A 21,226-nucleotide genomic window follows, 5' to 3' on the forward strand; every position below is an offset into this window, starting at 1 on the left:
TCTCATCGCACGTGACCACTTCGGGGCCCGGGACGTCGGCGCGTCCGCCGCAGCTGCGCGAGCAGTGGCGTGTCGAGAGCACGGAGTCGGTCTGGATCCGGCCCGCAGACTGGTACCACCCGGCGGTCGATGCGCTGGTCGAGGCCGTGGAGCAGGGCGCGGTGCCGGTGGCGGTCGCGGAGCGTCTGGGTGAGGTCCGTGCGACCGACGGTGTCGGGATCAACGAGGCCATCGACGACCTGACGTGCCTGTACCGCTCGCTCGGCAGCGCCGAGCCGCCGTTGGCCCTCGTCCGCGCCCTGTGCGCCGGGTGGGCGTCCGCGCAGGCGTCGACGGTGGTCCTGGGGACGTGCATCGACCCGGAGTCGGGGCTGCCGACCCGCGAGTACCTGATCGTGCGGCTCGGAGAGCTCTACGGTGCGGCGGCGCGCGCGGGGACCACCCCGACCTCGACGCACGGACTCGTCCTCATCGACGTGAGCACGGCCGGCGTCTCACCCTGGACCCGGATGGCGTGCGCGGCGGCGATCGGTGCGGCCCTCGGCGACGCGTACGGCGACGGTCGCCCGGTGGCGTCGCTGGGTGCGGGGCTGTTCGCCGTGGTCGTCGAGCGCGACGAGAACCTGGGGTCGCACGCCGCCCTGCTGCGCGACCGGATCCATCACCAGGCAGCCCTGTTCGACATCGAGGCGTTGATGCGGAACCCTGCGCGCATCTGGATCGAGGGCCTCCCCTCGACCCACGAGGCCGCCACGATGCTCCTCATGCACGCCCGAGGCTGACCCCCCCTCGGTCAAGTGGCGCGTTCTGCCGCGACACGCCCGCGTGTCGCGCGCAGAACGCGCCACTTGACCGAGGGACGGGCGTGACGCATATCACGCATATCTCTCCAGCGGATCGCAGATCAGCAAAGACTTGGCCACGATCGACGTGACACGTTCGTCACTTCGTCATATGTTCGCCAGATGACTACCGTCTCCGAAGCCACCGGTCTGACCGATCCGCACGGAGCACCCGGACCGCTGCTGGCCTCAGGGACCTGGTCGGACGTCTTCATCCTCGACGGCGAGCGCCTGCTCCGCCGCAACCGGCACCGCGACGTCAGCGCGCGTGAGGTCGAGCTGCTCCAGCTCGTCAGCGACGCCGGGTTCCCCGCACCGACCCCGTTCTCCGTCGACGGACCTGACCTGGTCCTCGAGCGGCTGCACGGTCCGACCCTGCTCCAGTCGCTCGCCGCCGGCGAGACGCGGCTGAGCGTGGGCGCGCAGATGCTCGCAGACCTCCACCACCGCCTGCACGCCGTTACTCCGCCCGCCGACGCCGAGCCGGGACAGGTCGTCCTCCACCTGGACCTGCATCCGGCCAACGTCATCCTCACCGAGACGTACGGGCCGGCGCTGATCGACTGGACCGGCGCGGCGCTCGGCCACCCGGACCTCGATCTGGCGGTGACGGCCGTCGTGCTGGCCGAGGTCGCCGTCGACGACGAGATCGAGTACGCCCGCGGGGCGCGCGCCCTGCTTCAGGCCTTCCTCTCCGAGTGCGGAGGCGATCCTGTCGCGCACCTCGACGACGCCGTCCGGTCGCGACTGTCGAACCGTGTGCTCGACCAGGACGAGCGGGCGCTGCTGCCGGCAGCCGCCGACCTCGTCCGTCAGGTCGTGCACGCCTGACGACGCCGGCTCGACCGCTCCGGCGGCTCGACCGCTCCGGCGGCTCGACCGCTTCGCCGTCTCGACCGCTCCGCCGTCTCGACCGCTCCGGACCTCGACGACGCCTCAGGCGGTATGACGCGGCACAAACGGGATCACGGTCCGGTTGTCGGGCTCGTCGCTCACGGCGAGGCGGTCACCCAGCCAGGCCAGAAGCTCGGCGGCCGGCTGCGGGCTCAGGTACAGGAACCCCTGCGCCTCCCGCACCCCCAGCGCCATCAGCAGGTCGCGCTGCTCGGGTCGCTCGACACCCTCGGCGATCGTGCGCAGCCCCATCCGCGCCACCATGGTGACGATCGCCTCGGTCACGGCGCGGTCCTCGACGCTCGTCGTGCTTCCGGCGACGAACGACCTGTCGATCTTGACGATCTGCACCGGCAACGACCGCAGCGTCGTGAGCGACGCATAGCCTGTCCCGAAGTCGTCGATCGCGATCAGCACCCCGCTCGCGGACAGTGTCCTCAACCGGTCGATCGCCTGCGGCGACCCGATCACCACGGTCTCGGTGAACTCCAGCACCAGTCGGTTCGCCGGCCAGGAGAACTCCCGCAGGACGTCGGCGACGGCGGTCGCGAACACGTCGTCGTCAAGCTGGAGCGCGGAGACGTTCACATGGACGGCCAGGGGTGACCGCGGGTGGATCTCCCGCCACCGGGCGACGTCGGCCACGGCCTGGCGCAGCACCGCGACACCGATCGACCCGATCGCCCCCGTGCGTTCGGCGACGGCGATGAAGTCGTCCGGCTGCAGCAGACCGCGTTCGGGATGCTGCCACCGCACCAACGCCTCGACCGCCCCGCACCGGCCGTCCTCCAGGCTCACCACCGGCTGGTAGTGCACGACGAGCTGCCCGTTCGCGGCCGCCGTCGCCAGGTCGTGCTCGAACGCGATCCGCGACGGGTCACCCCGCAGCAGTCCCGGCTCGAACACCTGCACCCGGGCCTTGCCCTGCGCCTTGGCGGAGTACATCGCCACGTCGGCCCGGTGCACCAGCGCCTCCGCGTCCTCCCCGCCGACCACGCCCGCCACGCCGACGCTCGCTCCGACGTGCACCACCGCGTCGTCGAGGGTCGCGGGCGTGGACACCGTCGCGACGACCCGCTTCGCGATCTCGGTGGCGGCGGCCTCTCCGGTGCGGGGCAGGAGCACGGCGAACTCGTCGCCGCCGATGCGCGCGCACAGGTCACTGGGGCGGGTCACCTCGCGCAGCCGGTTCGCGACCACCCGCAGCAGGTCGTCGCCGGCGTGGTGCCCGTACGCGTCGTTGACGTCCTTGAAGTCGTCCAGGTCGACGAACAGCACCGTCGTCTCCCGATCGGCCACGCCTTCGAGGTCCCGCGACAGGGCCGCGTTGAACGCCGCCCGGTTCGCCAGTCCCGTGAGGCTGTCGATCTCCGCCAGCACCGTCAGGTCCCGGTGCACCGCACTGTTGCGCAGCGCCAGGGTCACCTGGTTCGCGAGGTTCTCGATCGCTGCGAGCGCCTCGGACGGCACCCGCTCCGGCGCACCCACCAGCAGCCACGCACGACCAACCGGGTAGTGCACCTCCGGCAGCGCCACGCACGCCCACGCACAGGTGTCCCCGGCCGCTGCGTCGAGGGTGGCGATGGCCCTCGACTCCTTCTCACACCCACCACCGGTGTCGCGGCTCAGGGCTCCGGCGAGCTCGGGAGGGAAGTCGACCGGCAGAGACGCGACGCCCTCGCTGGCCCGTTCGACCCGGAAGCCGGCGCCGTCGGCGACCACCTTGAGGACCCGCAGTCCGGGTGTCACCTCGCAGAACTGGCCGATCGCGGACCAGGCGATCTCCCGGATCTCGTCCGCGTCCGTCGTGCTCAGCAGCTGGGCGCCGAGCGTCCCGTGGACGGCCTCGAGCTGTGCGACGTGCTCACGGGTCCGCACCGCGGAGGCCAGGTGCTGGCCGACGGCGACCGTCAGCAGCATCGTCGGGATCGATGCGATCAGCGGGGTGAGGCTCGTCGTGCCGGAGTGCCCGGGCACCAGTGTCGACAGCGGCGCTGCGGTCGACATCACGACGACCAGGATGGCCACGCGCATCAGGCCGCGCCGGACGGAGCCGTACTGCGCGCGGAACCACAGGGTCGCGAAGACCACCGGGAGCACCCCCTCCGCCAGGGGGTCGGCGAGGCTGAGGCACAGCAGGGCCACCGCGTCCACGAGGTCCATCGCGATCGACACCCGGCGACGGCGGTACCCCGACACCCACGAGACCACCAGCGCGGACCCGCCGACGAGGACGAGGCCCCGCACGAACGGGCCGCTGCCGGCGAGACCCGCGGGCAGCGTCACGAAGAGCGACACCACCACCAGGACGCCGAACAGCCATCGTGTCCGCTCGACGATGCCCACCGGTCGTCTGATCCATCCGGGCACCCGCGCGGCGAGCCATGACACGAGGCGACCCCCGCGTCGCGTCCCTCCTGGTTGGTCCAGGAGGTCGCGACCGCGGGCGGCTGCATCGCGCCGCTGGGAGACCGACGACATCGTGACCCTTCCCGCTGGGCAGCCGGGAGCCCCGACCGTCGGCGCCTGCGACGGGCATCGCAGGTCGCCTCTCCCCCAACGATCGACGTTGAACGCCCTCGGGATGAGGTGAGGGGCGTTTCACCCGGATTCGCTCACCCGTTCGGCCTAGCGTCGTCGCGGGAGAGTGTCCTCGTCGTCGCCGCGGCGCGCCCGGCGGTCAGAACTCCCAGTCCTCGTCCTCCGTGTTGACGGCCTTGCCGATGACGTACGAGGAGCCGGACCCGGAGAAGAAGTCGTGGTTCTCGTCGGCGTTCGGGGACAGGGCCGAGAGGATCGCCGGGTTGACGTCGGTCTCGTCCTTGGGGAACAGCGCCTCGTACCCGAGGTTCATCAGCGCCTTGTTGGCGTTGTACCGCAGGAACTTCTTGACGTCCTCGGTGAGCCCGACACCGTCGTAGAGGTCCTGCGTGTACTCGACCTCGTTGTCGTACAGCTCGAAGAGCAGCTCGAACGTGTAGTCCTTGATGGCCGTGCGCTCGGTCTCGGAGAGCTTCTCGAGGCCCTTCTGGAACTTGTAGCCGATGTAGTACCCGTGGACCGCCTCGTCGCGGATGATCAGGCGGATGAGGTCGGCCGTGTTGGTGAGCTTGGCGCGGCTCGACCAGTACATGGGCAGGTAGAAGCCCGAGTAGAAGAGGAACGACTCGAGCAGCGTGCTGGCGACCTTGCGCTTGAGCGGGTCGTCCCCGCGGTAGTACTGCATGATGATCTCGGCCTTGCGCTGGAGGTTCGGGTTCTCCTCCGACCACCGGAACGCGTCGTCGATCTCCGGCGTGGAGATCAGCGTCGAGAAGATCGACGAGTAGGACTTCGCGTGCACCGACTCCATGAACGCGATGTTCGTGTACACCGCCTCCTCGTGCGGGGTGATCGCGTCCGGGATCAACGAGACCGCACCGACGGTGCCCTGGATCGTGTCGAGCAGGGTCAGGCCGGTGAACACGCGCGTGGTGAGCTGCTGCTCCTGCGGGGTCAGCGTCGCCCACGACTGGATGTCGTTGGAGATCGGCACCTTCTCCGGGAGCCAGAAGTTCCCGACGAGCCGGTCCCACACCTCGGAGTCCTTGTCGTCCTGGACCCGGTTCCAGTTGATCGCCGACACCCGGCTGACCAGCTTCAGCTTTCCCGTGGACATGTCACTTCTCTCTCTTCACCGGGCAGGTCCCCGGGGTCGTGCGGCCGGACGTGCGCGAGCTGACCAGGGTCTACAGCATGCAGGAGACGCAGCCCTCCACCTCGGTGCCCTCCAGGGCCATCTGCCGCAGCCGGATGTAGTACAGCGTCTTGATGCCCTTGCGCCAGGCGTAGATCTGCGCGCGGTTGATGTCGCGGGTCGTGGCGCTGTCCTTGAAGAAGAGGGTCAGCGACAGGCCCTGGTCGACGTGCTGCGTCGCCACGGCGTAGGTGTCGATGATCTTCTCGTAGCCGATCTCGTACGCGTCCGTGTAGTACTCGAGGTTGTCGTTCGTGAGGAACGGCGCCGGGTAGTAGACGCGGCCGATCTTGCCTTCCTTGCGGATCTCGATGCGCGACGCCACCGGGTGGATCGACGACGTCGAGTTGTTGATGTAGGAGATCGAGCCGGTCGGCGGGACGGCCTGCAGGTTCTGGTTGTAGATGCCGTGCTCGCGCACCGACGCCGCGAGCTCGCGCCAGTCGTCCTGCGTGGGGATGTGCACGCCGGACTGGGCGAAGAGCTCGGCGACGCGAGCGGTCTGCGGGACCCACTCCTGCTCGATGTACTTGGTGAAGTACTCGCCGGACGCGTAGGTCGACCGCTCGAACCCGTCGAACGCCTTCCCGCGCTCGATCGCGAGGCGGTTGGACGCGCGGATCGCGTGGTACGCGACCGTGTAGAAGTAGATGTTCGTGAAGTCGAGGCCTTCCTCGGACCCGTAGTGGATGCGCTCACGGGCGAGGTAGCCGTGCAGGTTCATCTGTCCGAGACCGATCGCGTGGCCACCCTCGTTGCCGAGCTTGACCGACGGGACGGACTCGATGCTCGTCTGCACCGACACGGCCGTCAGGGCGCGGATCGCGGTCTCGACGGTCTGGGCGAAGTCCGGTGAGTCCATCGCGAGCGCGATGTTGAGCGACCCGAGGTTGCAGGAGATGTCGCGGCCGACGTGGCTGTAGGAGAGGTCCTCGTTGAAGGTCGACGGCGTCGAGACCTGCAGGATCTCCGAGCACAGGTTCGAGTGCGTGATCTTGCCCTCGATCGGGTTCGCCTTGTTCACCGTGTCCTCGAACATGAGGTACGGGTAGCCGGACTCGAACTGGATCTCGGCGAGCGTCTGGAAGAACTCGCGCGCGTTGATCTTGTGCTTGCGGATCCGCGCGTCGTCGACCATCTCGTGGTACTTCTCGGTCACCGAGATGTCGGAGAACGGGATCCCGTAGACGCGCTCGACGTCGTACGGCGAGAACAGGTACATCGGCTCGTTCTTGCGCGCGAGCTCGAAGGTGATGTCGGGGATGACGACGCCGAGGGAGAGCGTCTTGATGCGGATCTTCTCGTCCGCGTTCTCCCGCTTGGTGTCGAGGAACCGCATGATGTCCGGGTGGTGCGCGTGCAGGTACACCGCACCGGCGCCCTGACGTGCCCCGAGCTGGTTCGCGTAGGAGAACGAGTCCTCGAGCAGCTTCATGACGGGGATGACCCCGGAGGACTGGTTCTCGATGTGCTTGATGGGTGCGCCGTGCTCGCGGATGTTCGTGAGCAGCAGCGCGACCCCGCCGCCGCGCTTGGAGAGCTGCAGCGAGGAGTTGATGCCGCGCGCGATGGACTCCATGTTGTCCTCGATGCGCAGCAGGAAGCACGAGACCGACTCGCCACGCTGGGCTTTGCCCGAGTTGAGGAAGGTCGGCGTGGCCGGCTGGAACCGGCCGGCGATGATCTCGTCGACCATGTGCATGGCGAACTGCTCGTCGCCGTCGGCCAGCGTCAGGGCGACCATGCACACGCGGTCCTCGAAACGCTCGAGGTACCGCTTCCCGTCGAACGTCTTGAGCGTGTACGACGTGTAGTACTTGAATGCGCCGAGGAAGGTCTGGAACCGGAACTTCTTCGAGTACGCGTGCGTGAAGAGGCTCTTGACGAACTCGAACTCGTACTTCGCCAGGATCGCCGGCTCGTAGTACTTGTTCTCCACGAGGTACTCGAGCTTCTCCTCGAGGTTGTGGAAGAACACGGTGTTCTGGTTCACGTGCGTGAGGAAGTACTGGCGCGCGGCCGCCCGGTCCTTCTCGAACTGGATCTCCCCGTTCGGCCCGTACAGGTTGAGCATCGCGTTGAGCGCGTGGTAGTCGAGCTCGGGCGAGACGCCCGTCGTCGCGCCTACGCCGGTATCCGTGAGTGTTGCCACAGCTGTCCCAATCCTTCGCGGACGCGTGTGACGTCCTCCGGTGTCCCCAAGAGCTCGAACCCGTAGAGGTACGGGACCTGGCACTTGGCGGCGATGATGGTGCCGGCGAGGCAGTACGCCTCACCGAAGTTGGTGTTGCCCGCGGCGATGACGCCACGGAGCAACGACCTGTTGTGCGCGTCGTTCAGGAACTTCACGACCTGCCTCGGCACGGCGCCGCCCTCGTTGCCCCCGCCGTAGGTGGGGACCACCAGGACGTACGGTTCCTCGACCCGCAGGAACCCTTGCGCCGGGGTCAGCGGGATGCGTCGGGCCGGCAGCCCGAGCCGCTGGACGAACCGGTGCGTGTTCTCCGAGACGCTGGAGAAGTAGACGAGTGTGCTCACGACGACCTGACCGGACCGAGGGGATGGAGTGCGTCGGCAGGGGTCGCCGGTGACCGTGCGGGACCTGTCGGGCGTGTCGCCCGCGTGCTCAGGCGACCGCGGCGACGAGCTCCGCGAGAGAGCTGATCTTGTCCGGGCGGTAGCCCGACCAGTGCTCGCCACCGGCCATCACGACCGGCGCCTGGAGGTAGCCGAGGCCCCGGACCATCTCGAGCGCGGCCGGGTCCTGCGTGATGTCGATCTTCTCGTACGAGATCCCGCGCTTGTCGAGCGCGCGGTAGGTGGCGTCGCACTGCACGCACGCCGGCTTGCTGAAGACGGTGACGGTCATGTCCCCGAGGCTCCTTCCACAGTTCTGTACCCACGCAGCGAGAGGTCGTAGGACCTTCGGCCTGGAAGATTCTCAGACACTACACCTTGTGGTGCAAACTGGAAGTAGGCACAACACTTGGTGTTTCAGTCGTGTAGTTTGTCCGCTTCTGATCCTACGTCCCGGCACCCACACGCCCGACCCGGCGCCGTCGCGGGCAGGCGCCCGGCGCTCGTGCGGCACCCGTGCCCCCACCCCGTACGTCACCCGAGCGCCCGCCCGCACGGCACCCGCGCCGCGATCCGCGCCACCACTCGCACCGGCACACAGCCCCCGATCGCACCACCGGCATGACGAGCCGCCGCGTCGTCCTGGGGGATGCTGTCACCGTGCAGATCACCGCGCTCGGACCGCTTTCGATCGACGGCCACGCCGTCGAGGGCTCCCGTCTGCCCGCGCTGCTGCTGCCACTGCTCCTCGCCCGCGGCCGCGTCGTCCCCACCGGGGTGCTCGTCGACGAGGTCTGGGAGGAGGCACCGCCCGCCGACCCCCTGGGCGCCCTGCAGGCCCTCGTCACCCGGGCCCGCCGGCTCGGTCTGACCCTGACCGCCACGGCGGGCGGCTATCGGCTCGACCCGACCGGCCTCGACGTCGACCTGCTGACCGCGCAGGACCTGCTCGCGCACGCCCGCGCCTCCCTCGGCGCGGGGGACCCCACGCGCGCCGCGGACGACGCCGCCCGCGCCGTTGAGCTCTGGTCCGCCGACAGCACCGCACCCCTGGACGGCCCGGCCGGGCGCCTCTACCGCGACCTGGTGGCCCTCCGGGTCGAGGCCACCCTCGCCTCCGGTGCGCGCCTCGTCCCCGAGGCGCTCGACGACCTGCGGGACGCCGTCCGGCACCTGCCGACCGACGAACCCCTCGTCGTGCTCCTCATGCGCGGCCTCGCCGCGACCGGCCAGGAGGCGGAGGCTCTCGCCGTCTACGCCCAGCTGTGCGCACACCTGCGGGAGACCTACGGGACCGATCCGTCGGCGCTGGTCTCGCGGACCCATCTGGCGCTGCTCCGCGGCGAGCTCGGCGCGTCCGGCGGCTCCGACAGGACCGGTGGTCCCGGCACCCCCGGCACACCCGACCCCCGGAGCACTCCCGCCCGTCCCACCACGTCCCCCGCACCGTTCCCCACCACCACACCCCTCGCCACACCCCCCGCCACACCCCCCACCCCTGCGGCGCTGCTCCGACGCCAGACGACCCCGCTCGTCGGGCGGGACGCCGACGTCGCCGCGCTCGAGCGCGCGCTCGAGACCTCGCCGATGGTGACCCTCGTCGCGGTCGGCGGGGCGGGCAAGACGCGGCTCGCGGCCGAGGTCGCCGCTCGCGCCTCGCGCCAGGGCGTCCCGGTGCACGCCGTCGAGCTCGCGGGCGTGCGCGACCCGGACGAGGTCCTGCCCGCCCTCCTCACGGTGCTCGGCGCCGCCGAGTCCACCTCGGACGGCGTCGACCCTCGGACCCGGCGCGCCCTCGACCCGCAGGAGCGGGTGCGGCGCGCCGTCGGGTCGCTGCGCGGGCTGCTGGTGCTCGACAACTGCGAGCACCTGCTCGACGCCGCGGCCGACCTGGCGGCCCTCGTCCTGCCGGCGGCAGACCCCGGTCTGCGGATCCTCGCGACGAGTCGCGCGCCCCTGGGCGTCGTCGGTGAGACCGTGCACCCCGTCGCGATGCTCTCCGACGGCGCGGCTCTCACGCTGCTGGAGAGCCGCGGACGAGCGGCCCGGCCCGGCCTCACCTGGGATCCGGAGACCGCCCTCGAGGTGTGCCGACGGCTCGACAACCTCCCGTTGGCGCTCGAGCTCGCCGCCGCCCGCCTGCGGTCGATGTCGCTCGCGGACGTGCTCGCCGGCGTCGACCACCGGTTCACGCTGCTCACGGGGGCGCTACGCGGCCTCCCGGACCGCCACCAGGGTCTGTGGGCCATGGTCGACTGGAGCTGGGCGCTCCTCGACGAGCGGTGCCGCACGCTGCTGCGGGACCTCGCCGTGATCCCGGCCGCGTTCAGCGTCGACACCGCGCTCGCCGTGTCCGGGTCCACCCACGACGACACCACGCGCGCCGGGCTCGCCACGCTCGTCGAGCAGTCGCTCCTCACGCTCGACGAGCCCGGCGACGGCGAGCCTCCCCGGTTCCGCATGCTCGAGACGGTGCGGGAGTACGGCGACGCGCACCTCACCGAGGACGGTGCGCGCGAGGAGGTGATGGCGCGGCTCACCCGGTGGGCGGCGGAGCGGGGGCGCACCCTGCGCGACGACTACGCCGGCCCCGCCCAGCTCGCGGCGCTCGCGGCGACGGCGCGCGACCACGACGCCCTCGCCGTCGCGCTCCGGTGGGCGGTCGAGCACGGCAGCACGGCCGACGCCTTCGCGATCGCCGCCGACCTGCTGACCGTCTGGACGTTCCACGGGCTGCACCTCGAGGTGCTCGGCTGGGCGCGGTCGCTGCTGGAGCGCGACGACCCGGCGGCCCGGCGCGCGACCTGGCAGCGGCTGCGTGAGCCGGCCGGCGACGTCACCCCGGACACCGCCCCCGACCCCGACGACGCCGCCGTCATCGGCGCGCTCGTCGTCGTCACGTCGGGGATCACGCGCGACGTCCGGCTCGGCGCCCTCGGCGCTCGACTCGCACGGTGGGCGCTCACCGGACCCGCCGACGCGAGGCGCCTGTCGCACCGGTCGGCGGCGATCGCCACCGTCGCCCTCGCCGTCATGTCGGACCGGAAGGACCGGCAGGCCGCCGCGGTGGACCGGCTCGTCGCCGACGCGGACCCGTACCTGCACGGGCTCGGGCTGCTCCTTCGGGCGATGTCGCGCGAGAACGAGGGCGACCTGGTCGGCTCGGCGGAGGACGCCCGGACCGCGTACGCGTTCTTCGAGTCCACCGGTGACCACTGGGGCATGGGCATGTCCGCGCAGGCGCTCAGCCAGTGGGAGGACGGGTTCGACGCCGAGAGGTCCGACGAGTGGCTCGCGCGCGCGATCGGCCACTTCGACCAGATGGGCGCCGTGAACGACGCCCGCACCCTGCTGGTCGCGCGTGACCTGCGCCGCGCGCTCCGGGGATCATCGGAGGCGACCGCCGCGCTCGAGGCGACGCTGCGGGCGGCGTCGTCGGCACCGAACGAACGCGCGCAGGCCGCGATCGGCCTCGGCGCGCTCGCGGCACTCTCGGGCGACGCGGACGCATCGGTGCGGTATGCCGAGCTCGCGGTGGGTGCGGCCCGCAGCGACACCACCGCCGCGCCCCAGTTCAGGATCACGGTCGAGGTGGGCGCTGCGGTGCTGCAGATCCGCGCCGGGGCGGACGGCGAGGGCCTTCTCGCCGTCGCCGCCCACGCCGCGCTGCCGCTCGGGGACATGCCCGTGATCGGCGCGGTGGCCCAGGGCTACGCCGAGCTCGCGGCGAGCCGGGGGCAGACCGCACGCTCCGACGAGCTCTGGGAGCTGGGCGCCCGGCTGGGCTCGAACCTGGGGCTCGTCCTCGGTCGATCCACGGTCGCCCGCCCCGCCGCGAGCATCCCCGCCGACGCGAGCGCGTCGATCGATCCGGGCCCACCGGCCGTCTCCGGCGCCGCCGACCCGGGTGAACCACCCGGCGCGGCTGCCGGCGAGGGTGCCGGGACTGCCCTGGCACCCTCGCCGGGTCGGCTGACCGCGGCCGAGGCACTCGCCCGGCTCACGGCCCTGATCGAGCCGGACTGACTCAGATCTTCCGGCGGTAGGCCCGTAGGGCGAGCGGCAGGAACACGGCCACCAGGCCGACGCACCATGCGAGGGTCCACCACACGTGCGTGCCGAGCGGATCTCCGAGGAACAGCCCCCGCATGGAGGCGACGAGGTGGGTGAGCGGGTTCACGTTCACGAACCCCTGCAGCCAGCCCGGGAGCGAGGACGTCGGCACGAACACGTTCGAGGCGAAGCTCAGGGGCATCACGATCAGGAACATCACGCCCTGCACGGCACCCGAGGTGCGCACCTTCATCCCGACGAAGACGGACACCCACGAGAGCGAGAGCGCGAACAGCACGGCGAGCAGGCAGCCGGCGACGGCCTGGGCGATGTTCGTGTGGATCCGGAAGCCCATGACGTAGCCGGTCGCCATCGTGGAGACGGTGACGATCACGTAGCGCGCCACGTCCCCGATCACAGCGCCGATGAGCGGCGCGGAGCGTGCGATCGGCAACGATCGGAACCGGTCGAAGATCCCCTTCTCGAGGTCGGTGTTGAGGTTGACGCCGATCGCGATCGCGCCCTGGGCGATCGTCTGCGCCAGGATCCCCGGCAGCAGGTACTGCAGGTACCCGCTGGTCGAGCCGGACACCGCCCCGCCGAAGATGTACACGAAGATCACCAGGAAGATGATCGGCTGCAGTGTCACGTCGATCAGGGCCTCGGGCGTGCGCCAGGTCTTGATCAGGCTGCGCTTGGCCAGGGTGAGCGAGTGCCGCACGAGCGGCAGGGCGCGGCGGCTCGCGCCGCCCGGGTCGTTGGCGCCGGCGCCGGGCGTCAGGCGCGCCCGTGGCGCCGTCAGGGTCGTGTCGAGGGTCATCAGGCCACCTCCGCGTGCTGGGTCGTGTCGTCGGCGGTCGCCGTGCGACCGGTGAGGGTGAAGAAGACCTCGTCGAGGCTCGGCAGGTGCAGCGCGAGCTCGGTCACGCCGATGCCTGCGCTCGCGAGCCGCTCGACCGTCGCCGCGAGCGCGTCGTCGCCGGCTACGGGCACCGCGAGGACGCCCTTGCGCGTCGGCTCGGCCCGGCCGGCGGTCGAGACGGCGCCCAGGATCGCGGCGGTCTCCTCGAGCCGTGCCGGGTCGGCCGGGCGGACCTCGAGGGTCTGGCCGCCGACCACCCGCTTGAGCCCCTCTGGAGTGTCGTGGGCGATGACCTGCCCGTGGTCGATCACGGTGATCTCGTCGGCGAGGGCGTCGGCCTCGTCGAGGTACTGGGTCGTCAGCAGCACCGTCGAGCCCTCGGCGACCAGGGACCTGATGACGTCCCACATGTCCTCGCGCTTGCTCGGGTCGAGGCCCGTGGTGGGTTCGTCGAGGAAGATCACCTCCGGTCGACCGACCAGGCTCGCCGCGAGATCGAGCCGTCGCCTCATGCCGCCCGAGTAGGTCTTCACGGGTCGGTCCGCGGCGTCCGCGAGGTCGAACCAGTCGAGCAGCTCGGCTGCCCGGCGTCGGGACTCCCGGCCGCGCAGGTCGAGCAGGGCGGCGATCATCACGAGGTTCTCGCGACCGGTCAGGGCCTCGTCGACCGAGGCGTACTGGCCGGTGAGCCCGATGCTCTGCCGCACCTGCTGCGCGTGCGTGCCGATGTCGTAGCCGCAGACGCTCGCGCGTCCGGCGTCGGCGGTGAGCAGGGTCGCGAGGATCCGGACCGCGGTCGTCTTGCCGGCCCCGTTGGGGCCGAGGAGCCCGAGGACGGTGCCTCGGGCGACATGCAGGTCGACGCCTTGGAGCGCCTTGGTCCTGCCGAAGTGTCGGACGAGGCCTTCTGCCTCGATCACCAGGTCGTGTTGAGTCATGGCACCACCGTGACGGCCGTCGCCGACGGGACGACGACACGGGGCTGACACGGGCCGACACGGGCTGACACCGCGCTGACACCGCTGCCGCGACGGCGAGTTGCGCTGCCCTCGGCGACCCACGGATCATGCCCCGCATGGAGCCGAACCCTGCGACCGTTGCCGACCCTTACGCCTGGCTCGAGGACGTCGAGGGCGACGACGCGCTCGCGTGGGTGCGTGCCCGCAACGCCGAGGCGACCGGAGCCCTCACCGGGCCCGGTTTCGAGGAGCTGCGCGCCGGCATCCTCGCGGTGCTCGACTCCGACGCGAAGATCCCGGCGGTCACCAAGGCCGGCGACCTGTACTACAACGTGTGGCGCGACGCCGAGCACGAGCGTGGTCTCTGGCGTCGGACCACGCTCGAGTCGTACCGCACCGACGACCCGGACTGGGACGTGCTGCTCGACGTCGACGCTCTCGCCGCCGCCGAGGGAGAGAGCTGGGTGTGGCACGGCGCGCAGGTCCTGCGGCCCGACTGCCGTCGCGCGCTGGTGACGCTCTCCCGTGGTGGTTCCGACGCGGACGTCACGCGCGAGTTCGACCTCGAGACCCGGGCCTGGGTACCGGACGGCTTCGAACGGCCCGAGTCCAAGGGCGGCATGAGCTGGATCGACGAGGACACGGTGTTCGTCTTCACCGACACCGGGTCGGGTTCGCTGACGACGTCGGGCTACCCGCGGACGGTGCGGCGGTGGCGTCGCGGGACCCCGCTGGCGGAGGCCGAGCTCGTCTACGAGGGCGACGAGACCGACCTGTACATCTCCGCGTACCACGACCGTACGCCCGGTTTCGAGCGCGACCTCGTCGTTCGGTCGATCGCGTTCTACCGCGAGCAGGTGTTCCTGCTCGGCACCGACGACGTCCTCACGCGTCTCGACCTGCCGGAGTCAGCCGACCTCGGCCTCAAGCGCGAGTGGCTCACCGTCGAGCTGCGGGACCCCTGGGAGGTCGGCGGGTTCGAGCACCCAGCGGGTTCTCTCCTCGCGATCCGCCTGGACGCCTTCCTCGCCGGCGACCGGTCGTTCGACGTGATCTTCACCCCGACCCCGACGACCTCCCTCACCGGTGCGAGCTGGACGCGTCACCACCTCGTCCTCAACATCCTCGACGACGTCAAGAACCGGCTCCGCGTCCTCACCCCCGGCCACGGCGGCTGGACGGACGCGCCGCTGCACGGCGTGCCGGAGGTCGGCACCGTCAGCGCCGGCGCGGTCGACGCCGACGAGTCCGACGCCCTCTGGCTCACCGTGACCGACTACCTCACCCCGTCGACGCTCGCGCTCGCCACGCTCCCCGAGACCGGTCCCGCCGACCTCGCGGAGGTCGCGCCCCTGAAGTCGATGCCCACGTTCTTCGACGCGACCACGCACGTCGCCGAGCAGCGGTTCGCCCGCTCGCAGGACGGCACCCGGGTCCCGTACTTCCTGGTCCGGCCGCGCGACCTCGTGCTCGACGGCACCGCGCCGACACTCCTGTACGGCTACGGCGGCTTCGAGATCTCCCTCACGCCGAGCTACTCCGGCAGCCTCGGGCGTTCCTGGCTCTCACGCGGCGGCGTGTACGCGGTCGCGAACATCCGGGGCGGCGGCGAGTACGGCCCCCGCTGGCACCAGGAGGCGCTGCGGGAAAACCGCCACCGCGCGTACGAGGACTTCGCCGCCGTCGCGCGGGACCTCGTCACGGCCGGCGTCACGTCCCCCGAGCACCTCGGCATCCAGGGCGGCAGCAACGGTGGGCTGCTGGTCGGGAACATGCTGGTCCACTACCCCGAGCTCGTCGGCGCCGTCGTCGTGCAGGTGCCGCTGCTGGACATGTCCCGCTACAGCCACCTGCTCGCCGGTGCCTCGTGGATGGCCGAGTACGGCGACCCCGACGACCCCGCGCAGTGGGAGTTCATCCGGACGTTCTCGCCGTACCACCTGGTCGACCCGGACCGGGAGTACCCGCCGGTGCTCTTCACGACCTCGACCCGCGACGACCGGGTGCACCCCGGCCACGCGCGCAAGATGGCCGCCCTGATGCTCGCGGCCGGCAAGGACGTGCTGTCCTACGAGAACATCGAGGGCGGGCACGGTGGCGCGGCGACGAACGCGCAGTCGGCGTTCATGTCCGCGCTGGCGTACACGTTCCTCTGGAAGCGACTCGGGGGCTCCGGGGCGTAGTCGCCGTCGTCGGCGGGCGCGTCCGTCGGTCCGCCGACGGGCCCCGTGGCACGGCCGACGACCTGCGCGTCAGCGGCCGACGACCTGCGCGTCAGCGCGGCCCCGGCCGCCAGAGCACGAGCGCACCGCGGGCCTCGGCCTCCGCGAACCGCATGCTGCGCTGCGGGCGCTGACCTCGCCGGACCGCCACGACGTCTCCCGACGGTCCGGCGGTGAAGACCCGGCGCCCCGGCTCGACGTACGCGCGCAACGCGTCGACCTGCTCGGTGAGCCGGGTGACCTCCGCCTCGAGGGCGAGGATCCGCTTGATCCCGGCGAGGTTGACACCCTCGTCCTGGGAGAGTCGCTGGACCTCTCGCAGGGTCGCGATGTCACGCATCGAGTACCGCCGACCGCGACCGCGCGTCCGCCCGGGCGAGACGAGGCCCAGGCGGTCGTACTGGCGGAGCGTCTGCGGGTGCATGCCGGCGAGCTCGGCGGCAACCGAGATCACGAACATCGGTGTGTCGTCGTGCACCGTCGACCGCCCTCCCGGAGCTGCTCCCTCGTCAGACCTTGGCCTGTGCCATCAGGTTCCCGCGGACGTCGGCGTCGGCCGTCGCCTCCGCGAATGCCCGCACCGCGTCCTTCGCCGCACCCGTCAGCCGCTGCGGAACCACGACCTGCACCGTGACCAGCAGGTCACCGGTGCCCTTGGGGGTCGTGATCCCCTTGCCCCGTACGCGCAGCGTCCGGCCGGACGGCGTGCCCTCCGGCACCTTGACCTTGACGGTCGACCCGTCGAGCGTCGGCACGTCGATCTGCGCCCCGAGCGCGGCCTCGTCGAACGCGACGGGCACGGTGATCCGCACGTTGTTGCCGTCCAGGCTGAACAGCGGGTGCGGGGTGACGCTGACCGTGATGACCAGGTCACCTGCCGGCGCCCCGGACTCGCCCGGCTGCCCCTTGCCGCGCAACCGGATCTTCTGCCCGTCGCTCACCCCGGCCGGGACGCGCGCCGTGACGTTGCGCCCGTCCACCGACAGCGTGACTGTCGACCCGGACGCCGCCTGACGGAACGGCAGCGTCGTCGTCGCCGTCACGTCGCTCCCCCGGCGCGGCTGACGGAAGCCGCCACCGCCGCCACCGAAGAGCCCGCCGAGGAGGTCCTCGAAGCCGCCGCCACCCTGCGTCGAGTACCGGACCCGACCGCCACCGGGCGCACCGCCACCGAACATGCCGCCGAAGAGGTCCTCGAAGCCGGCGCCACCGGCCCCGCCGGCACCGGCGGAGAACCGTGGTCCGCCCGCCATCGCGCGCAGCTGGTCGTACTGCGCGTGCTGCTCCGGGTCGGAGAGCACCGCGTACGCCTCGCCGACCTCCTTGAAGCGCTCCTCGCTCTTGGCGTCGCCCGGGTTGTGGTCCGGGTGCAGCGTGCGAGCGAGCTTGCGGTACGCCTTCTTGATCGTGGCGGCGTCAGCGTCCTTGGGAACGCCGAGCACGGCGTAGAAGTCCTTCTCGATCCAGTCCTGGCCGCTCATGACGCCTCCCTCCGCTGATCGTGCCACTCACCTGCTGTCGCGACGTCCGTGCCCGGCAGTGTGCCGTCGGACCCACCGGACCCACCGGGCCCGCCAGGCCCGCCAGGCCAGCCGGGCCTGCCGAGCACGGACGTTCGCGGGTGACGGCCGCGTCGGTGCTCAGGCATCCGGGTCCGCGACCGCGACCCGCGCAGCCCGCACGATCCGGTCGCCGACCTTGTAGCCGTCCTGCAGCACCTGGACGACCGTCGGACCGGTGACCTCGGACGAGTGCTGGTGCATCAGCGCCTCGTGCACGTTCGGGTCGAACATCTCGCCGACCTCGCCGTAACGCTGCACCTCGAAGCGGCTGAGCACCTGCTCGAGCTTCTCCGCGATCGAGGCGAACGGACCACCGGCGAGCTCGCCGTGCTGACGAGCCAGCGCGATGTCGTCGAGCACCGGGATCAGCGCCTCGGCGATCTGCACCACGGTCTGGTCGCGTGCGACGGACCGGTCACGGTCCACCCGCTTGCGGTAGTTGACGTACTCGGCCTGGAGCCGCAGCAGGTCCTCGAGCCGCTCCGCCGCGAGCGTCTCGGCGAGCGCCAGCGCAGAGTCCTCGGCCGGCTCCTCGCCGACCTCGGTCAGTGCCTCCGGCTCGAAGTCCAGGTGCGCCAGCGGGTCGGCGGGCTCGCGCAGCTCACCGGTCTCCGGGTCGAGGCGTCGCTTGTCCGTGAAGCGCGGCGCCTCCTCGGGGCCGGGCGTACCCGACCCCGAGGTGCCGGTGGTGTCGTCGCTCACTTGGACTCGTCCACGATCTCGGCGTCGACGATGTCCTCGTCGGAGCCTTCGGTCGAGCCGGACGTGTCGGCACCTGCAGCGGTCTCGGCCTGGCTCGCCGCGTCGGCCGCGTACAGCGCCTCACCGATCTTCTGGCTGACGGTCGCGAGCGTCGCCTGCTTCGTCTTCACGGCCTCGATGTCGTCGCCCTCGAGCGCCGTCTTGAGCTCGGCCAGCGCACCCTCGACCTCGGTCTTGACGTCGGCGGGAACCTTCTCGGCGTTGTCCGCGAGGACCTTCTCGGTCGAGTAGACGAGCTGCTCGGCCGTGTTGCGGGTCTCGGCCTCCTCGCGACGCTTGTGGTCCTCGGCGGCGTGCGCCTCGGCCTCCTTGATCATGCGGTCGATCTCGTCCTTCGGCAGCGCGGAGCCGCCGGTGATCGTCATCGACTGCTCCTTGTTGGTGCCGCGGTCCTTGGCGGACACGTGCACGATCCCGTTCGCGTCGATGTCGAACGTGACCTCGATCTGCGGGACGCCGCGCGGGGCGGGCGCGATCCCGGTGAGCTCGAACGTGCCGAGCGGCTTGTTGTCCCGGGCGAAGTCACGCTCGCCCTGGAACACCTGGATCAGCACCGACGGCTGGTTGTCGTCCGCGGTCGAGAAGATCTCCGAGCGCTTGGTCGGGATGGCCGTGTTGCGCTCGATGAGCTTGGTCATCACCCCGCCCTTGGTCTCGATGCCGAGCGACAGCGGCGTGACGTCGATGAGCAGGACGTCCTTGCGCTCGCCCTTGATGACACCGGCCTGGAGCGCGGCGCCGACGGCCACGACCTCGTCCGGGTTGACGCCCTTGTTGGGCTCCTTGCCGCCGGTGAGCTCGCGCACGACGTCCGCGACGGCGGGCATGCGCGTCGAGCCGCCGACGAGGACCACGTGGTCGATGTCCGCGAGCTTGACGCCCGCGTCGCGGATGACGTTGTGGAACGGTGCCTTGGTGCGCTCGAGCAGGTCAGCGGTCATCTGCTGGAACTGCGCACGCGTGAGCTTCTCGTCGAGGTGGATCGGGCCGTTCTCCGACATCGACAGGTACTGCATCGAGATCGTGGTGCTGGTCGAGGACGAGAGCTCCTTCTTGGCCTGCTCCGCCGCCTCGCGCAGACGCTGCAGCGCGATCTTGTCCTTGGACAGGTCCACGCCGCTCGAGTTCTTGACCTGCTTGATGAGGAACTCGACGATCCGGTTGTCCCAGTCGTCGCCGCCGAGGCGGTTGTCGCCGGAGGTCGAGCGGACCTGGATGGTCGAGAACTCGTCCTCGTCCTTGCCGACCTCGAGGAGCGAGACGTCGAACGTGCCACCGCCGAGGTCGAAGACCAGGATCAGCTCGTCCTCCTTGCCCTTCTCCAGGCCGTACGCGAGCGCGGCGGCGGTGGGCTCGTTGACGATGCGCAGCACGTTGAGGCCGGCGATCTGGCCGGCGTCCTTGGTGGCCTGGCGCTCGGCGTCGTTGAAGTACGCCGGGACGGTGATGACCGCGTCGGTCACCGGCTCGCCGAGGTACTCCTCGGCGTCACGCTTGAGCTTGCCGAGGATCCGCGCGGAGATCTCCTGCGCGTTGTAGTTCTTGTCGTCGATGGCGACGTGCCAGTCGGTGCCCATGTGGCGCTTGACGGAGCTGATCGTCCGCTCGACGTTGGTGACGGCCTGGCGCTTGGCGACCTCGCCGACCAGCACCTCACCGGTCTTGGAGAAGGCGACGACCGACGGCGTCGTGCGCGACCCCTCGGCGTTCGCGATGACGGTGGGCTCCCCACCCTCGAGGACGGCGACCACCGAGTTGGTGGTCCCCAGGTCGATCCCGACCGCACGTGCCATGGTGATTCCTCCACTGATCTGGTGCCCGCGACGTTCCGCGCGGGCGTGTTGAGCCTGCTGCGCTCAAGTCTGTGCCGAGTTCCGCCGGAGCGCAAACTCGACTGCCCAAACTTGAGCCCACCTCACTCAACCTCGACCCCACCGCCCCCATTCCCACCCACCACCCGACTGCCCCGTCACCCCGTCAAGTGGAGCGAAGTGTCGCGACACGCCCGCGTGTCGCGACACTTTCGCTCCACTTGACGGGACGGGCGGGACGGACGCCGGGTGGATGGGTGGCGGGGCCGGCGGCAGCGGTCTCAGGGGCGGGGGCGGAGACCGTCGACCACCAGGTCCGTCGCCCGCGCGACGGCCGCCGCGTCGGCGCGGCCGATCGGACCGGTGACGACCCCGTACACCATCCCGATGATCATCAGGAGGTCGTCCAGCGTGAGGTCGGCCCGCACGACGCCGGCGGCGCGGCTCGACTCCAGCGGTCTCGTGAGCAGCGCCAACGACCGCTCCCACAACGGAGCGAGCTCGGCGTGCCCCGGGCCCTCCGTGAAGATCAACCGGAACAGGCCGGGGATGCGCGCCTGCTCCGCGGTGATCTCCCGCACGAGGGTGAGCAGCACGCCGGGGTCGTCGCTGTGCTCCGCCGCAAGCGCCTCGAACGCGACCAGCCGCTCCTCGTAGACCGCCGCGACCAGGCTGTGGCGGTCCGGGAAGTGCCGGTAGAGCGTGCCGCGCCCGACCTGCGCGCGTTCGGCCACCTGCTGCAGCGGGACGGCGACGGACTCCGCGGCGAAGATCTCCTCGGCGGCGGTGAGGATCCGGGCGCGGTTCCGGCGCGCATCGCTGCGTTGGCTCATGGCGCCCCATGGTAGGGGCGCATGCTGGGTCGATCGTCAACCGCGCGCGTGCGGCGTGCGAGCCGCACCGTGGCGCCCGTACCGACCCCGCGGGATCACCCCTCCTCGGCCGT

At 71.0% G+C, this 21,226-nt stretch carries 16 protein-coding genes; 4 read left to right on the forward strand and 12 right to left on the reverse strand.

Going from position 1 to position 21,226, the window contains the following annotated elements; genetic code table 11:
* Positions 1-11 precede the first annotated feature (11 nt).
* Both LJB74_RS09420 and LJB74_RS09425 read left to right on the forward strand, forming a co-directional pair.
* Positions 12-782: a hypothetical protein gene (locus LJB74_RS09420; protein WP_259308291.1), complete on the forward strand. Its 771-nt coding sequence runs from the start codon at positions 12-14 to the stop codon at positions 780-782.
* Between the two features lie 183 nt (positions 783-965).
* Positions 966-1,673: a phosphotransferase gene (locus tag LJB74_RS09425; protein WP_259308292.1), complete on the forward strand. Its 708-nt coding sequence runs from the start codon at positions 966-968 to the stop codon at positions 1,671-1,673.
* Between the two features lie 105 nt (positions 1,674-1,778).
* On the opposite strand, the gene LJB74_RS09430 is transcribed toward LJB74_RS09425, so the two are convergent.
* The 5 genes from LJB74_RS09430 to nrdH all read right to left on the reverse strand — a co-directional run bounded on the left by LJB74_RS09430 (position 1,779) and on the right by nrdH (position 8,341).
* Positions 1,779-4,082 (reverse strand): bifunctional diguanylate cyclase/phosphodiesterase, encoded by a 2,304-nt coding sequence (locus LJB74_RS09430; protein ID WP_259308293.1) that lies wholly within the window; start codon positions 4,080-4,082, stop codon positions 1,779-1,781.
* A 334-nt stretch (positions 4,083-4,416) separates the two neighbouring features.
* Positions 4,417-5,394, reverse strand: a complete 978-nt coding sequence (nrdF, locus tag LJB74_RS09435; protein WP_259308294.1) for a class 1b ribonucleoside-diphosphate reductase subunit beta — start codon at positions 5,392-5,394, stop codon at positions 4,417-4,419.
* A 70-nt stretch (positions 5,395-5,464) separates the two neighbouring features.
* Positions 5,465-7,624: a class 1b ribonucleoside-diphosphate reductase subunit alpha gene (gene nrdE / locus LJB74_RS09440; RefSeq protein ID WP_259308295.1), complete on the reverse strand. Its 2,160-nt coding sequence runs from the start codon at positions 7,622-7,624 to the stop codon at positions 5,465-5,467.
* Positions 7,597-8,010 (reverse strand): class Ib ribonucleoside-diphosphate reductase assembly flavoprotein NrdI, encoded by a 414-nt coding sequence (nrdI, locus tag LJB74_RS09445; protein WP_259308296.1) that lies wholly within the window; start codon positions 8,008-8,010, stop codon positions 7,597-7,599. The genes nrdE and nrdI overlap by 28 nt, the downstream gene beginning before the upstream one ends.
* 88 nt (positions 8,011-8,098) lie before the next feature.
* Positions 8,099-8,341, reverse strand: a complete 243-nt coding sequence (gene nrdH, locus LJB74_RS09450; RefSeq protein ID WP_259308297.1) for a glutaredoxin-like protein NrdH — start codon at positions 8,339-8,341, stop codon at positions 8,099-8,101.
* Positions 8,342-8,670: 329 nt separating this feature from the next.
* Here nrdH and LJB74_RS09455 point away from each other — a divergent pair, with 329 nt between their 5' ends.
* Complete coding sequence (locus tag LJB74_RS09455) at positions 8,671-12,075, forward strand: BTAD domain-containing putative transcriptional regulator (protein ID WP_259308298.1); 3,405 nt, start codon at positions 8,671-8,673, stop codon at positions 12,073-12,075.
* 1 nt (position 12,076) lies between these two features.
* Here the strand turns inward: LJB74_RS09455 and LJB74_RS09460 are convergent, their stop codons facing one another.
* Positions 12,077-12,922: an ABC transporter permease gene (locus LJB74_RS09460; protein ID WP_259308299.1), complete on the reverse strand. Its 846-nt coding sequence runs from the start codon at positions 12,920-12,922 to the stop codon at positions 12,077-12,079.
* A complete protein-coding gene (locus tag LJB74_RS09465; RefSeq protein WP_259308300.1) occupies positions 12,922-13,902 on the reverse strand; it encodes an ATP-binding cassette domain-containing protein in 981 nt (326 codons plus the stop codon). The genes LJB74_RS09460 and LJB74_RS09465 overlap by 1 nt, the downstream gene beginning before the upstream one ends.
* Before the next feature lie 128 nt (positions 13,903-14,030).
* Here LJB74_RS09465 and LJB74_RS09470 point away from each other — a divergent pair, with 128 nt between their 5' ends.
* On the forward strand, positions 14,031-16,106 hold the full coding sequence (locus LJB74_RS09470) for a prolyl oligopeptidase family protein (RefSeq protein WP_396125147.1): 2,076 nt from the start codon (positions 14,031-14,033) through the stop codon (positions 16,104-16,106).
* 91 nt (positions 16,107-16,197) lie between these two features.
* Here the strand turns inward: LJB74_RS09470 and LJB74_RS09475 are convergent, their stop codons facing one another.
* The 5 genes from LJB74_RS09475 to LJB74_RS09495 all read right to left on the reverse strand — a co-directional run bounded on the left by LJB74_RS09475 (position 16,198) and on the right by LJB74_RS09495 (position 21,113).
* Positions 16,198-16,605 carry a heat shock protein transcriptional repressor HspR gene (locus LJB74_RS09475; protein ID WP_259308302.1) on the reverse strand — a complete coding sequence of 136 codons (408 nt, stop codon included), beginning with the start codon at positions 16,603-16,605 and terminating at the stop codon, positions 16,198-16,200.
* Between the two features lie 49 nt (positions 16,606-16,654).
* Positions 16,655-17,626: a DnaJ C-terminal domain-containing protein gene (locus tag LJB74_RS09480; protein WP_259308303.1), complete on the reverse strand. Its 972-nt coding sequence runs from the start codon at positions 17,624-17,626 to the stop codon at positions 16,655-16,657.
* 159 nt (positions 17,627-17,785) lie between these two features.
* Positions 17,786-18,409, reverse strand: coding sequence for a nucleotide exchange factor GrpE (gene grpE / locus LJB74_RS09485; protein ID WP_259308304.1), 624 nt, complete (start codon positions 18,407-18,409; stop codon positions 17,786-17,788).
* Positions 18,406-20,262 (reverse strand): molecular chaperone DnaK, encoded by a 1,857-nt coding sequence (gene dnaK / locus LJB74_RS09490; protein WP_259308305.1) that lies wholly within the window; start codon positions 20,260-20,262, stop codon positions 18,406-18,408. The genes grpE and dnaK overlap by 4 nt, the downstream gene beginning before the upstream one ends.
* A gap of 299 nt (positions 20,263-20,561) precedes the next feature.
* The gene (locus LJB74_RS09495) at positions 20,562-21,113 is read right to left on the reverse strand and encodes a TetR/AcrR family transcriptional regulator (protein WP_259308306.1); all 552 of its coding nucleotides are present in this window, start codon (positions 21,111-21,113) and stop codon (positions 20,562-20,564) included.
* Positions 21,114-21,226: the final 113 nt, after the last annotated feature.

The organism is Cellulomonas sp. P24 (assembly GCF_024704385.1).
GTDB lineage: Bacteria > Actinomycetota > Actinomycetes > Actinomycetales > Cellulomonadaceae > JAJDFX01.

What these genes read in the sequence shown, in the direction of transcription:
- LJB74_RS09495 (WP_259308306.1), bottom strand. Translation starts at nt 21,113, where the DNA reads ATGAGCCAACGCAGCGATGCGCGCCGGAACCGCGCCCGGATCCTCACC.
- LJB74_RS09455 (WP_259308298.1), top strand. Translation starts at nt 8,671, where the DNA reads ATGACGAGCCGCCGCGTCGTCCTGGGGGATGCTGTCACCGTGCAGATC.
- LJB74_RS09470 (WP_396125147.1), top strand. Translation starts at nt 14,031, where the DNA reads ATGCCCCGCATGGAGCCGAACCCTGCGACCGTTGCCGACCCTTACGCC.
- LJB74_RS09480 (WP_259308303.1), bottom strand. Translation starts at nt 17,626, where the DNA reads ATGAGCGGCCAGGACTGGATCGAGAAGGACTTCTACGCCGTGCTCGGC.
- LJB74_RS09475 (WP_259308302.1), bottom strand. Translation starts at nt 16,605, where the DNA reads ATGTTCGTGATCTCGGTTGCCGCCGAGCTCGCCGGCATGCACCCGCAG.
- nrdF (WP_259308294.1), bottom strand. Translation starts at nt 5,394, where the DNA reads ATGTCCACGGGAAAGCTGAAGCTGGTCAGCCGGGTGTCGGCGATCAAC.
- dnaK (WP_259308305.1), bottom strand. Translation starts at nt 20,262, where the DNA reads ATGGCACGTGCGGTCGGGATCGACCTGGGGACCACCAACTCGGTGGTC.
- LJB74_RS09425 (WP_259308292.1), top strand. Translation starts at nt 966, where the DNA reads ATGACTACCGTCTCCGAAGCCACCGGTCTGACCGATCCGCACGGAGCA.
- nrdH (WP_259308297.1), bottom strand. Translation starts at nt 8,341, where the DNA reads ATGACCGTCACCGTCTTCAGCAAGCCGGCGTGCGTGCAGTGCGACGCC.
- LJB74_RS09465 (WP_259308300.1), bottom strand. Translation starts at nt 13,902, where the DNA reads ATGACTCAACACGACCTGGTGATCGAGGCAGAAGGCCTCGTCCGACAC.
- LJB74_RS09460 (WP_259308299.1), bottom strand. Translation starts at nt 12,922, where the DNA reads ATGACCCTCGACACGACCCTGACGGCGCCACGGGCGCGCCTGACGCCC.